General features: G+C 38.5%; 9 protein-coding genes. 5 read left to right on the top strand and 4 right to left on the bottom strand.

What is annotated here, in order from left to right; translation table 11 throughout:
- Window positions 1–498: 498 nt before the first annotated feature.
- Window positions 499–2,418 carry a cation:proton antiporter gene (locus tag OGM63_RS06665; protein ID WP_263744717.1) on the top strand — a complete coding sequence of 640 codons (1,920 nt, stop codon included), beginning with the start codon at window positions 499–501 and terminating at the stop codon, window positions 2,416–2,418.
- 87 nt (window positions 2,419–2,505) lie between these two features.
- On the opposite strand, the gene OGM63_RS06670 is transcribed toward OGM63_RS06665, so the two are convergent.
- The 3 genes from OGM63_RS06670 to OGM63_RS06680 form a co-directional block, all read right to left on the bottom strand.
- Complete coding sequence (locus tag OGM63_RS06670) at window positions 2,506–3,729, bottom strand: RNA-guided endonuclease InsQ/TnpB family protein (protein WP_263744718.1); 1,224 nt, start codon at window positions 3,727–3,729, stop codon at window positions 2,506–2,508.
- A 66-nt stretch (window positions 3,730–3,795) separates the two neighbouring features.
- Window positions 3,796–4,386, bottom strand: coding sequence for an IS607 family transposase (locus OGM63_RS06675; RefSeq protein WP_263744719.1), 591 nt, complete (start codon window positions 4,384–4,386; stop codon window positions 3,796–3,798).
- Between the two features lie 110 nt (window positions 4,387–4,496).
- A complete protein-coding gene (locus OGM63_RS06680; RefSeq protein ID WP_263744720.1) occupies window positions 4,497–5,180 on the bottom strand; it encodes an HAD family hydrolase in 684 nt (227 codons plus the stop codon).
- Between the two features lie 160 nt (window positions 5,181–5,340).
- On the opposite strand from OGM63_RS06680, the gene OGM63_RS06685 reads away from it, so the two are divergent.
- Window positions 5,341–6,075: a glucosamine-6-phosphate deaminase gene (locus tag OGM63_RS06685; RefSeq protein WP_263744721.1), complete on the top strand. Its 735-nt coding sequence runs from the start codon at window positions 5,341–5,343 to the stop codon at window positions 6,073–6,075.
- A gap of 111 nt (window positions 6,076–6,186) precedes the next feature.
- Here OGM63_RS06685 and OGM63_RS06690 read toward each other — a convergent pair whose 3' ends face one another.
- On the bottom strand, window positions 6,187–7,470 hold the full coding sequence (locus OGM63_RS06690; protein WP_263744722.1) for a hypothetical protein: 1,284 nt from the start codon (window positions 7,468–7,470) through the stop codon (window positions 6,187–6,189).
- A 388-nt stretch (window positions 7,471–7,858) separates the two neighbouring features.
- Here OGM63_RS06690 and OGM63_RS06695 point away from each other — a divergent pair, with 388 nt between their 5' ends.
- The 3 genes from OGM63_RS06695 (at window position 7,859) to OGM63_RS06705 (ending at window position 16,146) form a co-directional block, all read left to right on the top strand.
- The gene (locus OGM63_RS06695; RefSeq protein ID WP_263744723.1) at window positions 7,859–11,236 is read left to right on the top strand and encodes a helicase-related protein; all 3,378 of its coding nucleotides are present in this window, start codon (window positions 7,859–7,861) and stop codon (window positions 11,234–11,236) included.
- A gap of 99 nt (window positions 11,237–11,335) precedes the next feature.
- The gene (locus tag OGM63_RS06700) at window positions 11,336–12,352 is read left to right on the top strand and encodes a PDDEXK nuclease domain-containing protein (protein ID WP_263744724.1); all 1,017 of its coding nucleotides are present in this window, start codon (window positions 11,336–11,338) and stop codon (window positions 12,350–12,352) included.
- A gap of 305 nt (window positions 12,353–12,657) precedes the next feature.
- Window positions 12,658–16,146 (top strand): Eco57I restriction-modification methylase domain-containing protein, encoded by a 3,489-nt coding sequence (locus OGM63_RS06705; RefSeq protein ID WP_263744725.1) that lies wholly within the window; start codon window positions 12,658–12,660, stop codon window positions 16,144–16,146.
- Window positions 16,147–16,188 lie beyond the last annotated feature (42 nt).

A 16,188-nucleotide genomic window follows, 5' to 3' on the forward strand; every position in this document is an offset into this window, starting at 1 on the left:
AATAACTAATTTTCGTCTTGATGTCAACAGGTTTAGCGAAAAAAATTTCTCTTCGGCAAGCTTTGCCGAATCCAAAAGATTTTTAGAGGAAAGAAATTCTTAGGGACTTGTGTGCATAGTGCTTTACGGGTGGTTATCGGGTCATGCGATCGCAAGCGTTTATAATAGTCGTACTTTTATCGGCTATGATTTGGTTTTAATTATGAGCGTCATTTCCTCAACTTAGTCATCATGCGTTTATCACAAGCTGAATACTCCCGTACATTCGCCTTTTTGACTTTTAGGCACCGACTTATAGAATGAATTCTTGAGTTTTATGGATTAAGAAGCGATCGCCACTTTTTCAGGAATAATTAAGAAATAGCGTATAAACAAATACCATAAATTAACCCATTGGAGAATTTAGCAAGTCACAATGGATATGGTATTGCGCCGGACAAAGTTAAGATTAACTATTCTTTACAAAGATTTTGAAATATATCACTCAAAATCTAAAACATGGAAGCATCATTTGAAATCACCCAACAGATGGTGATTGCGGTCTTTGCAGGCATTAGCGCTCAAGTGCTGGCTGCATATCTGAAGCTGCCCAGCATCGTTTTGTTATTGGTGTTTGGCATTCTTCTTGGTTCGGATGCACTTGGGCTGTTGCACCCTCATTTACTGGGCACAGGATTGGAAGTTATTGTCGCTTTAGCAACGGCAATAATTTTGTTTGAAGGTGGACTCAACTTAGATTTGCGCGAGTTAGGCAAAGTTTCTCTTAGTCTGCAATTGCTCGTCACTCTGGGAACGCTCATCACTCTGCTTGGTGGTAGCATGGCAGCTCATTGGTTGGGTGAATTTCCCTGGAATATTGCTTTTCTCTACGCTTCCATAATCGTAGTTACAGGACCAACCGTCGTCGGTCCCCTACTCAAACAAATCAATGTAGATCGACAAGTCGCAACACTGCTAGAAGGGGAAGGCGTTTTAATTGACCCGGTAGGGGCTATCCTCGCCTTTGTTGTTCTCGATACAATTTTGAACGGCGATACTGACCCAATCAATGCAATTATCGGTTTGCTGTTGCGTCTGGGAGTCGGTGCAGCAATTGGGGCAGCAGGTGGTTATTTGATGAGTTTGATTTTCAAACGTGCCGATGTTCTCTCATTAGAACTAAAAAATTTGGTAGTGCTAGCGGTGCTGTGGAGTCTGTTTACTTTAGCGCAGATGATCCGCAGTGAGTCGGGAGTAATGACAACCGTAATCGCCGGCGCAGTTTTTGCTAACTCCTCAGTGCCAGAAGAACGTTTGTTACGCCGCTTTAAAGGTCAATTGACGATTCTTAGCGTCTCGGTGCTGTTTATTTTGCTAGCGGCTGATTTGTCTATTGCCAGTGTATTTGCTTTGGGTTGGGGCAGTTTATTTACAGTTTTAGTACTAATGTTCATCGTTCGCCCGATTAACATTCTCTGTTGTACCTGGAATAGTGACCTCAACTGGCGGCAAAAATTGTTTTTAAGTTGGGTTGCACCTAGAGGTATTGTTTCTGCTTCAGTGGCTTCTTTATTTGCGATCGCACTCACAAAACGCGGTGTCAACGGTGGTGAAGCGATTAAAGCTTTAGTCTTCCTGACAATTCTGATGACAGTATTCTGTCAGGGGCTAACAGCAGGTACGATCGCCAAATGGCTACAAATCACCTCTAAAGAAGCAACCGGGTTGGTAATTGTTGGCTGTAATCCCCTAAGTCTTTTGATTGCCCGATTCTTTCAAGAACGGGGAGAAGCGGTGGTCATGATTGATACTGACCCCGAATGTTTTGCAGAAGCCGAAGCACAAAACCTGCGGTTGATTGCTAGCAGTGCCCTAGATACAGGAGTTTTGGAAGAAGCGGGACTGGCTTCGATGGGAACTTTTTTAGCTATGACTAACAATGGTGAGGTAAATTTTGTTTTAGCTCAACGTGCGGCTGAAGAATTTAACCCCCCCCGTGTTTTAGCGGTTTTTCCTCGCGACCCCCAAGCATCCACATCCGCAGATAATAAAGTTGACCAGGCTTTTGTCCAGGATTTAGGAATTAAGACTTGGAATGAGTATCTTAATAGTGGACGAGTGAAGTTAGGGACAACTACCCTCAATGAAGAGGAATTTTCCAGCCAACAAAATCGCATCCAAGAAAAAATTCGCACCGGCGATTTGGTGCCGTTATTGGTAGAACGAGAAAAACGCCTACAGATAATTCCAGCTGCTATTCATTGGCAAGCAGGCGATCGCATCATATATCTATTGCATGACCCCAGATCCAATCTTTTAAAACGCTTATCCGGTGCTACTCAATCCACCCCCCTATCTCTAGAAAAGCTACCAGAAGTCGAACAAGTCCCTGTGGCAAAATTAGCTGAACTTTCCCCTAGTGATTTACCAAGTGTTTGAAAATACTGCTGCCATCTAAGTGTCAATACCCCCAATAACTTAGGAGAATACAAAAAGGGTTAACCGTTCAGAAAATACTAAATAAATCTAGTGTTTTACGTTTGTAATCTTAGACCAAAGGTTTAAAACTACAGGGATAAACGGCAATCCCACTATTCCTTCCATAAAGTTAGGAATTACTTTTCTAGCTATATTCAGACTTCCATTGGTATCAGCATTGATGATCCTACCAGTGGTGCTTTTATATAACCCTCTCTTAATTCGCTTACCACTAAATACTGGTTTAAACTCTGCTTTAGCTTTGTAAGTTGGTAAAATATCTACGTCTATTGCACTAGCCTTAGAAGTATAACTTTCCTCAGTGACTATAACCTTAATACCAACTAATTCAGCTTTATAGGTTAAAAGATGAATCAATTTAGCATGAGGTATTTTAGTAAAAGATTGGTTATTCTTCTTACCAATATTGATATCCTGTTTCCAACCTTGATTATTGCCGATGATTAGCTGACTAATATCATTTAATTGACACCAGTCAATGACTCTACGGCTAACTGTATGTAGATAATTATCTACTCTACGAGCACGTTTACCATTCAGTTGTTTAATCTGTTTCCAGGCTTCTATAGATTGAGCTAAGGATAGTCTTTTGTTAAATAGTTGGTTTATACTCTTCAACGGTCTACCATTAATCAAAAGCGGCTTGATACCGGGATGATTAGAAGTTATAGCCATTAAATTATTTAAACCTAAATCTATACCAGCTATGTATTTACCGTCAGATTTAACTACGTCTACAGCAGTATAAACCACCTCAATTACATAATGGTCAAGTTTTGGTACTATCCTTACTTGATCTACATTTGTAGCCTTGGTGGGAAACTCAATACTAGTCTGAGAAAGTTTGATAATACATGACGCTAATGCTGGTTTTGATATTGCATCTATTGGATAAATAACAACATTTCTACCATGCTCTTTATGTTTATACCCTGGAATTTTGGGTTTACCTAAATACTTATCAGGATTTTTTGCCCAGTCTTTTATAGCAGCTAACCAACATGACCAAGCATCCGTTACTCTACGTACTATCTGCTTACTAACTTTAGTAGGTAAAAATCTATAAGCCTCTAGTCCTTTAGTTTTATGGTAAATATCTATTGAGTTGAAATATTTACCAGTTTCAAAAAAGTACTGGCGTTGGGTGTAATTAGCAGAGTTGTATAAATGCTTCGACTGTAAAGCTAAATGATCACACTCTTTCCAAAATCTATGAGTTAGCCTAATTACGTGTTTCTCTACTAGTTGCATAAAGAAGAGTGCTTTTTCGACCTTACTTGAAGTATACACAAGATTTATATAGATTGGCAATAGGTTTTATAGATTTTCTGCTGTAACCTTATGTAGTTCTTGTATTAATTTGAGATTTTTTCTACTTCTAGATCCATAAAGCCTTGCTGAAAACACTGTAATTACTTCTAGTACATCTGAGGCTAATTCCTGCTCAAAAGTACAGTCTGTAGGTTGGTTTAGGATTGTAACCTTAGTTCCGTATTGCTCACAGAATGCAAAAATTAATTCACTACCAAAGCGTAAAAGTCTATCTTTATGAGTAATTACGAGTTCGGCAATATTTCCTTGAACTAGGAGAGAGATTAATTGGTTAAGTCCTTTTTTCTTATAATTTAAACCACTCCCTAAATCTTTAATCAGTAATCCATTAGGGTAGAGAGATTGAAGTACTTGGCACTGTCTCTCTAAATCTTCTTTCTGGTCATGGCTGGACACACGAGCGTATAGAATAGTTAGTTTTTCTTTATACTCAGTAAATTGCTCAGATGGATACCTACGATGACCACCTTCAGTTACAACATATTGTAATTTACCTGATCTAGTCCATTCTCGTACTGTCTCTACCCTTACCCCTTTAAGTGTCGCTACTTGTCCAATGGTTAAAAGTTTAGTCATCTAAAAATACTCTAGATTATATGATTAATTCTAGAGTATTATCTAGATTTATATAGTTTTTCACCTAACTGATTAAAACCCTAACAATGGCAGATATTTCGGAATTAGTTTTAGGCTTGCGCGATCGCATTCACATCTTCATCAATCAAGGAATTAAGCAAAGTCCACAGTTGCAAATCTGTGAAATCGGGAATTGCCATAAATGCGCCAATTTCTTGCAATACTTGCCCATTGTGAGTGGAAGCAATACCAATTGTACCAATTCCTGCACCAATAGCAGAACGAATACCTGAGGGAGAATCCTCCAGAGCGATCGCGTCCGTTGCTTGTATCCCCAAATTATTCAAGGCAACTTGATAAGGTGCAGGATCTGGTTTACCTGCTATATCTTCTCCTGCGATCACCACCGTATGAAAAGCTTCTTTAATTCCTAAAACTTCCAGCATAAATTCTACATTTAATCTAGGGGCATTAGTTACTAAAGCTCGTTTTAATTGATGTATCTTTGTCCATTCTATAAGTTGCGAAAATCCGGCTAGCGGTTGCAAATCAGGGGCAAATTCCCGAAAAAGCGCTTCTTTTTCTTCCGCAAGTTTTACCCCATCTTCGGGTGATAATTGTGGCAGTATGTCTTTGATGATTGCAGGGTTAAGCCGTCCACTAATTCTTGATTTGTAGAAGTTTTCATCAATTTCTATCCTGTAATTTTTCAGCATTTCCCGCCACGCTATGTAGTGGATAGGGTCAGTATTAACAATAGTTCCATCTAGGTCAAAGAGGATTGCAGTCAGCATAGTGTTTTGCTTTAATGTAAAATATTGTCAAGTTGATGTAGATAGTTTACATTGTTTAATTCTGCAATTTCTCATTAATAGCGTTGATTAGGACAATTTTGACCAAATTCCTTGTAATATAATGTTATCCGCCACAAAATTTTTTTTGCGCGACGAGCTGATGGTGCAGATTTACAACTGTGAAAGCGAAATGGCACAGGATGCAGCAGAAATAGCCCAAAAGTATTTACAAGAGGTTCTGACTTCAAGAGATTGTGCCACTATATTATTCGCGACAGGTAACTCTCAACTGAAATTTTTGGATGCTTTGATAAACTTAGGTGGTGTAGATTGGTCGCAAGTGACGATGTTTCATCTAGATGAATATTTAGGAATTGCTGCTGACCATGCTGCGAGTTTTCGACGCTATTTGCAAGAACGTGTTCAGAAACGGATACAGCCTAAGCAATTTCATTACATAGAAGGTGATGCATTACAACCTTTGGCAGAGTGCGATCGCTATACTAAATTATTGCAAGCACAACCAATTGATTTATGCTGTCTAGGTATTGGTGAAAACGGACACATAGCTTTTAACGATCCATCTGTAGCAAATTTTCACGATTCATACAGCGTTAAATTGGTAAAACTAGATGCAGTCAATCGTCAGCAACAAGTGACCACTGGTTATTTCCCTCATCTGGAAAACGTACCCCAGTACGCTTTTACCCTCACCATCCCGATGATTTGCTCTGCTAAAAAAATTATCTGCCTTGCACCCGAAAAACGTAAAGCTCAGGTAGTAAAGCAGATGTTGCAGCAGTCAATTAACATTAACTGCCCCGCTTCTATATTACGTCAACAACCGCAGGCAACGTTATTTTTAGATGCGAATTCTGGTTCCGCATTTTTATAGTCAGAACTGCCCTAGACGACCCAGACCACAAATGCACATTTTGATTTTATATCACCTAAAGGCGCAAAATTCTTCTTTGCCCCTCTGCGTCTAGAAGTGAAATAATTCTTTTCACTTCTTCACCAAAATATATGCCTGAGCATAATCAGGCAATTCCTGAACATGCTGCCCAAAATCTTTATTATTCTTAAAAATACCCGCTAAAAAATCGAGTTGATGCAGATTCGGTAAAAACGCTCCCCCCGTATCCGCTATAATTCCCATTTGCAGGTTTTTTCGCCCAGCCTTATTATACTCAAGTACAATAATTTTCCCTAAACCAATATTTAGCACATCGCCAGCAAAAGTCACCCCTGGTTTAATAGATATTTTTGCATCAATCTTATATCCATAACCTTTAATAGCATCAACCTCCCGAAAATACCAATAACGCTTTTGTGCAGTTGCAGCTAATCCTCGCACATAAGCCATTTCATTATTTCTATCGACATTAAAATATGTCTTAGAACCATCAGGAAAAGTCACCAGAATTGTTCCTTCCAATAAAGCTTCTTCTAAACCTTTTCGGCTGAGATAAACCAAAGGTTCAACTTTTCCATACTCTCTACCACCTGGTTCGTAAATACCTGATAAAACATCCTGCTTTGTATATCTGGTATAGAACTTACTAGCCGCTAAATCATCTTTTAAACTGTATAGTGGTATATTAAACGTAGACGTTTTCTTGCGTGACCCTGGATGAGTAAATACAGCATATTTTGTAATTCGTAGTCGTTCTTGCTGAGATTTTTGGGGGTTATAAGCAGACCATTTTATCACGCGAAAATTAGAGTTGATAAAATTAGCATCTTGTAAACGCGTAGTGCGACCATTGGCAATATCCTCTTGCAATACAGCAATCATAAAATCCAAAGTCTTGAGGATATCTTCTACTTTAACTCCTTGAGCGCCAAGCAATCCTGTACGTTGAACATCTGGGTCTAGCGAACCATAATCTTGAAAATATTTTCTCGTATTGGAAAGAGTTGCTAATAAGTCGGCTTGATTGAAATTAATTTTAGTAGTTGGTAGCTTTCCTGAATTAAAAACTTGGCTGCTATTAACCTTAAATTTAGGTTTTTGTGCTTCATCAATCACAGAATATGCTTTTGATGCTTGTGCTAATTCTCGTTGAGATGAAGAAGGATTTTCCTTGTCTATATTTTCATTTAACGTATTTTGAATATTTGAAGCTAAGGAAATCTGCTGAGTAGTAAAGGCTAAATTCTCTGTAGCCGGATTTTGTTGAGCTAGCTGTTTAGTTTTTGACTGAGTATATAGATAGCTACTAGCGAAGCCAGTAATTAATAAAGTGGCAAAACCTACTGCGAGACGAAGTTTTTGATTGAATAACATACTGATAGCTTAGAATTGTTTTTGCTAAATGATTGCACTTTCTCAATGTTTGGACAACATTTGTTAATAAAAGTTTCATATAAGTTCATTAAAATTTTAAATTATTTATGATGATAAAAGTGCGTTGGCGCAGCCCGCCGTAGGTATCGCTGATTTCCCAACTCACATCTTGCACAAGCACGATTAAAATCGCGGCTAGCCGAACAAAGCCTGCCGACCCAGGCTATAGAATCCCTGATTTTCCGTTAGTCCGCGTAGGCGGACTTGGTTTGTTTAGCCGCGATTTTAATCGTTCGGGCGGGCGTGCAAGATATGAGTTGGGAAATATATGTATGTAGAACACTGCCAGTCAGCAACCCGGAACTAATTTTCAACTAAATATGAAATTATGCCACGCATCTTTGACAACATAGATTTGCAACTGCTACCGATTTTGCGTTCTTCTCTCGAAGTCTCTTACAGAGCAGATTTTTGCGTTGGCTACTTCAATCTTAGAGGTTGGCGGAAAATAGATGATTTAATTGAACAATATCTTGGTAGTGAAAAGGCTTGTTGTCGTCTGCTGATTGGGATGCAAAGCTTACCCAGTGATGAAGTCCATGCAGCTTTCACCCTTGGCACTGGTGACGGACGGATTGACAACATTGCGATCGTGCGCTTCAAAAAACGTATGGCAGCTGAATTTCGCCAGCAGTTGACTATTGGTGCGCCTACGAATCAAGATGAAGCGGGGTTGCGGCGGTTAAGTCATCAGCTAAAAACAAAGAAATTAATTATTAAACTGTTTCTGCGTCACCCCCTCCACGCCAAATTATACTTGGTGCATCGCAATGACCCTAATACTCCGACCGTGGGATTTTTGGGTAGCAGTAACCTGACTCTGCCGGGACTTGCGAAACAAGGGGAATTGAATGTTGATATTTTAGACCACGATGCCTGCAACAAGCTGCAAAAATGGTTTGATGACCGCTGGAAAGATTATGGCTGTGTAGATATTTCCCAAGAACTCGCAGATATCATTGATGAGAGTTGGGCGAGGGAAGAATTAATCCCGCCTTACCACATCTACCTAAAGATTGCTTATCATTTGTCTCATGAAGCGATCGCAGGTTTATCTGAGTTCCGCATCCCCCGTGAATTTAATAATTTGTTTGATTTCCAAAAAGCAGCAGTGCAGCTAGCAGCGCGTCATGTCACCAAACGCGGTGGTGTGTTGGTGGGGGATGTGGTTGGTTTGGGGAAAACCTTGATTGGAACTGCTTTAGCCAAAATATTACAAGAAGATTGTTTGTTAGAAACGCTAATTATTTGCCCAAAAAACTTAGTGCAAATGTGGCAGGAATATGTTGATAATTATAAGTTGTATGCGAAAATTTTGCCGATAAGTCAAGTCCAAAGTAAGTTACCAGAATTACGCCGCTACCGAGTTGTATTAATTGATGAAAGTCACAATTTGCGTAACCGGGAAGGTAAGAGATATAGAGCGATCGCAGAATATGTTGAGAAGAACGAAAGTAAATGCATTCTCCTATCTGCCACTCCCTACAACAAAACTTATCTTGACCTTTCTTCCCAACTGCGCTTATTTGTCCCAGAAGACGAAGATTTGGGGTTTCGACCAGAAGCCTTAATCAATGAACTAGGTGGCAGTTCGGTGGGAGAATTAGAGTTTATCAGAAGGCATCAATGTTCTGTACGCTCTTTAGCGGCTTTTGAAAAAAGCGAACATCCCGATGACTGGCGAGAGTTAATGAAACGTTACATGGTGCGGCGGACGCGATCGTTTATTAAAGAGAATTATGCCCAAACTGATGAAACTAAACGTAAATATTTAGAATTTTCCGATGGCAGACGTTCTTATTTTCCAGACCGCATTCCTCGTACTGTCAAGTTTACTTTAGAAGGCTCGGAAACTGACCTTTATTCTCGCCTTTATTCGGAGTCAATAATAGAGATAATTAATCAACTTAACCTACCTCGTTATGGATTAGGAAATTACGTTATCACCAAACACAAACAACCACCCACTGACAATGAACAGCGCCAACTTAATGCATTATTTCGTGGTGGACGTAGGTTAATGGGATTTTCCCGTACTAATTTATTTAAACGTTTAGAAAGTAGTGGCTTTGCTTTTATCCAATCAATTGAACGCCACATTTTACGGAATTTTATTTATTTATATGCTCTAGAACAGGAACTTGATATTCCTATCGGTACTCAGGATGCTGAGTTATTAGACACAAGTAATAATGATGAAGATGCAGTTTTGTTTGATACGGAAACCGAAGATGATGTTGATGATTCATCTCTGCAAGAAGAAGAAGCAGAAAGTTTAACAGAAAAAAGTTTTCGACAAAAAGCACAGTCAATTTACACTGAATATGCAACCCGATATAAACGGCGTTTTAAGTGGTTACGTTCTACACTATTTGATATTAAAAGATTAAAACGGGATTTATTGGCAGATGCCGAAGCACTAATTAATCTGTTGCAATACTGTGGGGAGTGGAATCCCAAAGAAGATGAAAAACTTGCCGCTTTGGTCGAACTGCTAACAAAAACTCACCCGAACGAGAAGGTACTCATTTTCACTCAATTTGCCGATACAGTACGCTACCTTGCTGATAATTTACAGGAGAGAAAACTTACCAGTGTGGCAGGGGTGACGGGTCAATCAAAAGACCCTACGGAACTGGCAGTTAGGTTTAGTCCTATTAGTAATGGCAAAGGTGAGAAAGTCACAAATAATCATGAATTACGTGTTTTAATTGCCACCGATGTTTTGAGTGAAGGTCATAATTTACAAGACTGCGCGATTATTGTTAATTGGGATTTACCGTGGGCAATTATTAGATTAATCCAAAGGGCAGGACGGGTAGACAGAATTGGACAAAATGCCGAAAAAATTCTCTGTTATTCCTTTCTACCAGCAGCGGGTGTAGAACACATTATTAATTTACGCTTAAGATTACGCCAAAGATTACAAGAAAATGCTGAGGTGGTGGGAACTGATGAGGCATTTTTTGAAGATGATTCTACTCAGGTAATTCTCGACCTCTACAATGAAAAATCTGGGATTTTGGATGGTGAAGAAGATACAGAAGTAGACTTGACTTCGGAAGCATTTCAAATTTGGAAAAAAGCCACTGATGGTAATCAAGCTTTGAAAAAGATGATAGAAGATATGCCAAATGTGGTTTATTCTACCCGCGCTAATACTCCCGAAATGCAACCGGAGGGGGTACTACTTTACATGAAAACCACCGAAGGTAATGATTCTTTGATTTATGTTGACCGCGAAGGAAATAATATCACTCAGTCGCAATTAGCAGTTTTAAAAATGGCGGCTTGTGAAGAAAATACTCCCGCTATTCCTAGAGATGAACAGCACCACGAGTTAGTTCAAAAAGGTGCTGAACTGATTGCTGAGGAAGAAAAAAATATGGGTGGTCAGTTGGGAAGACCATCAGGTGCAAGGTTCCGCACCTATGAACGATTAAAAAGTTATGTTCAGGAAATGAAGGAGACGTTATTTATTACTGAAGAACTGCTAAAGGCAGTTGATGATATTTATCGTTACCCGTTAAGACAGTCAGCAATTGATACTTTAAATCGGCAATTAAGAAGCGGTATTAGTAATCAGCAATTGGCAGAATTGGTAGTAGCTCTGCGGATGGATGACCGTTTGTGTATTGTCAGTGAAGAAGTAGAGAAAAGAGAACCATCAATTATTTGTTCGCTGGGATTATTTCAGGAAAAGTGACATTGTAAAAATATAATTGAAACAAACTTAATATAAATATTTATAAATTTGGACACAGGAAAGAGAAAATAATTTTAATTAATTTCTCACAAAGTACTTATGAGTGAATTAAATACAGAGAATTATGGTGAACTACTAGTTGCTGTCAAGCAGCGCATTCGCGCTGCACAATATGAAGCTTTGAAGGCGGTTAATAAAGAATTAATTGCTCTCTACTGGGATATTGGACGGTTAATTGTTTCTCGTCAGCAGGGACAAAGCTGGGGGAAGTCAGTTGTTGAGCAATTAGCGAGAGATTTACAAGCTGAGTTTCCAGGTATTAGCGGTTTTTCGGCTCGTAATATTTGGAGAATGCGCGATTTTTACCTAACATACCATGCCAATGAAAAACTGTCACCATTGGTGGCAGAAATTGCTTGGACTCATAATCTAGTAATTATGGAGAAGTGCAAAGACGACCTAGAACGAGAATTTTATATCCGTATGACGCGGAAGTTTGGTTGGACGAAAAATGTTTTAATTAACCAGATTGAAAATCAAAGTTATGAGAAAACTTTACTAAATCAAACTAATTTTGACCAAACTGTTCCAGAGAATATTCGTCAACAGGCTCTCTTAGCGGTTAAAGATGAGTATACATTTGACTTTTTAGAACTTGCTTCGGAACATAGTGAACGTCAGTTAGAGCAAGCAATTTTGGCGAAGGTGGAACCATTTCTGCAAGAAATGGGCGGAATGTTTACATTTATAGGTAGTCAGTACCGTTTAGAAATTAGTGATAAAGAATATTTTATTGATTTATTGTTATTTCATCGTCGCTTGAAATGTTTGGTGGCTATTGATTTGAAAATTGGTGAATTTTTGCCGGAATATGTGGGAAAAATGCAGTTTTATTTGGCGGCGTTAGATGACAAAGTAAGGTTAGAGGATGAAAATCCCTCGGTGGGTATTATTCTCTGCAAGTTGAAAGATAAAACGATTGTGGAATATGCGTTGAGGGAGTCGAATAAACCTATTGGCGTGGCAACTTATCGGATTGTTTCAACGTTACCACAAGAGTTACAGGATAAACTTCCTACACCAAAACAAATAGCGAAATTGTTGTCAGGGTTTTAACCCAAGATTTAACCAAGTAGAAGTTTGAAAATAGAGCATATTTCAAAACATATATTTGCGGTGTCCAGATCCCCGACTTGTTGGAGAAGTCGGGGATCTAACTTTTCCAGAATATTTTCAGTGATTGTACTCAGCCACTTGTGTAATTATAGCGGTTATTACAGATACAGTGCGATCGCTCCTTCATAAACTTATCACATTTTTCATTTTTTAAATAAACCTGTTAAGCCCCAGCTTTAAAGCTTTTTCGGGCGGATTCGTCATGCTCAAAAATTCTATTTTTTCTTTAATAGTCTAAGTATACTATGAAACTCAATTTTAAACAGACACGCGATTTACTCTATAACTTCCAATTTGAGGATTTGTTTATAGAAGAGTTGGGCTGGTCACAACCGATACGCAGAAAGGCTGTTACCTTGGAAATTGAGAGCAAGATTTATCAGTACAAATGTATTGCAGAGATATCCGGTGTAGCTGTTTATGAAGTTACCGCAGCAGATGGAATCATTCCAGAAGCTAAAATTCGCGCTGCTATTTACCAAGAAATTACTAAATTAAAAGCTGAAAATCTGCTGATTTTTATTGATAATAAACGCACCCGCAGTCTTTGGTATTGGGTAAAACGGGAAGAAAATAAAAGCTATATTCGTGACCATTTATATGTAAAAGGTCAACCAGGTGACTTATTTTTAAGTAAGCTTGGTTCTCTGGTTATTGATATCACTGAACTAGAAGATGATAAATTATCAGTTGTAGAAATTGCTTATCGACTGCAAAAAGCTTTTGATGTTGAACGAGTAACTAAACAGTTTTATAAAGAATTTCAAGAACAGCACAAGCAATTTTTAGCCGACGTTAAAGGCATTAATAATACTCATGACCGACGTTGGTATACATCGGTGCTTCTCAATCGCCTGATGTTTGTTTATTTTCTCCAACGTAAGGGTTTTATTGATAAACGCATCGGTAAACCTAATGGCGATTTTGAATATCTACAAAACAAGCTAAAAGAAAGTAAACAGCGAGGCGATAACCTTTATTATAATACCTTTTTGCAAGTATTATTCTTTGAATCTTTTGCTAAACCAGAGATAGACCGCGACCCATCTGTACAAGCTTTAGTAGGAAATATTAAATACTTAAATGGTGGATTATTTTTAAGACATCGCATTGAGCAAGAGTATAATATTGTCATAGCAGATGATGCCTTTGAGAAAGTTTTAGATTTCTTTGGGCGTTATTCTTGGAATTTGGATGACACCCCAGAGGGTAAAGATGATGAAATTAATCCGGACGTTTTAGGCTACATTTTTGAAAAATATATTAACCAAAAAGCGTTTGGTGCTTACTATACTCGACCACAAATAACTGAATATCTCTGTGACAGAACAATTCAAAAATTAATTGTAGACCGCGCAAATTCTTCTCTTTCAGATAAGTATAAACCATTTGAAGATATTAACGAACTCTTTCTCAAACTGGATGCTAATGTCTGTCGTCTACTGATTAAAGATATTCTCCCCAATTTATCGATTCTTGACCCAGCTTGCGGTTCGGGAGCGTTTCTTGTGGCAGCGATGAAGACGCTAATTCAAGTTTACAGTGCGGTAATTGGCACAATTGATTTGATGGGAGATGCAAAACTAAAAAGTGAACTTGAAGATACAAGAAAATTACATAAATCATTATCGTATTATATTAAAAAGCGCATTGTTACTGATAATCTCTTTGGTGTAGACATCATGGAAGAAGCGACGGAAATTGCAAAATTGCGTCTTTTCTTGGCGTTGGTTTCTTCTGCTCACAATGTGGATGAGTTAGAACCGCTACCTAATATTGATTTTAATATTATGGCGGGGAATTCGCTGATTGGATTAATTAAGGTTGATGAAACTGCTTTTGATATTGTTGGCAATTCTAAACAAGGTAATCTTTTACAGTCTCTAACTGCAAATCAATATAAGGCTATTTTAGAAGAAAAGAATAAGTCGATTGAACTTTACAAGAGACATGCTTTTATTCCCGGTGAGGAAAAGTTTGCTAGTGCGGATGTGGGAACCCATCAAGATGGAAGGTTGTTAAGTTTGCGGACATCGATTGACAACCTCAATAAACAATCGCAAGAAAAGTTAAATACTTTGTTGTTGGATGAGTTTAGTCAGCGGTTGGGGATTAAGTATGAGGAAGTTCAGTTAACTGGGAAATCAAAGAAACGCGTTTTGACTGCGAAGGATATTGCAGCGTTAAAGCCTTTTCATTGGGGTTATCATTTTGATAAGGTTTTAGGACGGGGTGGTTTTGATGCGATTATTACTAATCCTCCGTGGGAGATATTCAAGCCGCAAGCTAAAGAGTTCTTCGCACAGCATAATGATTTGGTGACGAAGAACAAAATGGATATCAAGGCTTTTGAAAAAGAGCAGAATAAGCTTTTACAAAATCAGGAAATTGCTAATACGTGGTTAGAATATCAAAGTCAATATCCTTATGTCAGTGCTTATTACCGTTCTTCGGAAGAGTATAAAAATCAGATTTCTATTGTTAATGGTAAGAAAGCTGGTACAGATATTAACCTCTACAAGCTATTTTTAGAAAGGTGTTTTAACCTCTTACATACTGGTGGTGAATGCGGAATTGTGATTCCTAGCGGTATCTATACTGATTTAGGTACTAAGCAACTGCGAGAAATGTTGTTTAGTCAAACAAAAGTTACTGGACTTTTCTGCTTTGAGAACCGCAAGACAATTTTTGAAGAGGTTCATCGCAGTTTTAAATTTGTTGTCCTTACTTTTGCTAAAGGTGGTAATACGGTAGATTTTCCATCTGCTTTTATGCGTCATGATGTGCAGGAATTGGAAAGGTTTCCTAGTCAAGAAAGCTTGCAGATAAGTATTGATATGGTGCGGAAACTTTCGCCAGATTCTCTATCGGTGATGGAGTTTAAAAATGATGTAGATGTCCGCATTGCTCAAAAAATGCTCAAGTTTCCCTTACTAGGTGAAAAGATTGATGGTAAGTGGAATTTGCGGTTGACTCGTGAATTTGACATGACTAATGATAGTCATTTATTTAAGCAACAACCTGGCAAAGGAAGGCTACCGCTTTATGAAGGTAAGATGATTCATCAGTTTACTCACCAATGGGGACAACCTAAATATTGGATTGATGAAAATGAAGCACGTAAAGATTTACTGGGTAAGCAAGCAGATATTCGACAAGTATTAGGCTATCAAAAGTATAGATTAGCATATCGTGAAATTGCTAGAAATACAGATGCAAGGACTGTAATTGCTGCTTTAATTCCCAAAAATGTTTTTGCAAATCATAAGTTAACGCTGAGTAATTTAGATAAATCTAATATCACAAATCATGAAATTTTGTATGTTTGTGGATTGTTAAACTCTTTTGCATTTGATTTTATAGCTCGACAGCGAGTCACAACATCATTTTCTATGTTTATTTTTTACCAGTTACCAATACCACGTTTAACATCCGGCGATCGCAACTTCTCTGAAATCGTACAACGCGCTGCCAAACTCATTTGCACCACCCCAGAATATGACGAACTCGCGTCTTATGTTGGACTCGGTTCCCATCAACAAGGTGTCACCGACGAAACCGAAAGAGCCAAACTCCGTGCCGAACTCGATGGAATGATAGCCCATCTCTACGGCTTAACCGAAGAAGAATTTGCCTACATTCTCAGCACATTCCCCATTGTTGCTGAACCTGTAAAAGTTGCTGCATTAGAAGCTTACCGCGTCTTCGCTCCACAAGCCTTATTTCGCAGATAATAGCTGAGACAAGGGAGACAAGGGAGAGGGGGGGATGGGGAG

This window comes from Plectonema radiosum NIES-515 (genome assembly GCF_025753815.1).
Taxonomy (GTDB): Bacteria; Cyanobacteriota; Cyanobacteriia; order Cyanobacteriales; family Nostocaceae; genus Hassallia; species Hassallia radiosum_A.

What these genes read in the sequence shown, in the direction of transcription:
- OGM63_RS06665 (WP_263744717.1), top strand. Translation starts at nt 499, where the DNA reads ATGGAAGCATCATTTGAAATCACCCAACAGATGGTGATTGCGGTCTTT.
- OGM63_RS06670 (WP_263744718.1), bottom strand. Translation starts at nt 3,729, where the DNA reads ATGCAACTAGTAGAGAAACACGTAATTAGGCTAACTCATAGATTTTGG.
- OGM63_RS06675 (WP_263744719.1), bottom strand. Translation starts at nt 4,386, where the DNA reads ATGACTAAACTTTTAACCATTGGACAAGTAGCGACACTTAAAGGGGTA.
- OGM63_RS06680 (WP_263744720.1), bottom strand. Translation starts at nt 5,180, where the DNA reads ATGCTGACTGCAATCCTCTTTGACCTAGATGGAACTATTGTTAATACT.
- OGM63_RS06685 (WP_263744721.1), top strand. Translation starts at nt 5,341, where the DNA reads ATGGTGCAGATTTACAACTGTGAAAGCGAAATGGCACAGGATGCAGCA.
- OGM63_RS06690 (WP_263744722.1), bottom strand. Translation starts at nt 7,470, where the DNA reads ATGTTATTCAATCAAAAACTTCGTCTCGCAGTAGGTTTTGCCACTTTA.
- OGM63_RS06695 (WP_263744723.1), top strand. Translation starts at nt 7,859, where the DNA reads ATGCCACGCATCTTTGACAACATAGATTTGCAACTGCTACCGATTTTG.
- OGM63_RS06700 (WP_263744724.1), top strand. Translation starts at nt 11,336, where the DNA reads ATGAGTGAATTAAATACAGAGAATTATGGTGAACTACTAGTTGCTGTC.
- OGM63_RS06705 (WP_263744725.1), top strand. Translation starts at nt 12,658, where the DNA reads ATGAAACTCAATTTTAAACAGACACGCGATTTACTCTATAACTTCCAA.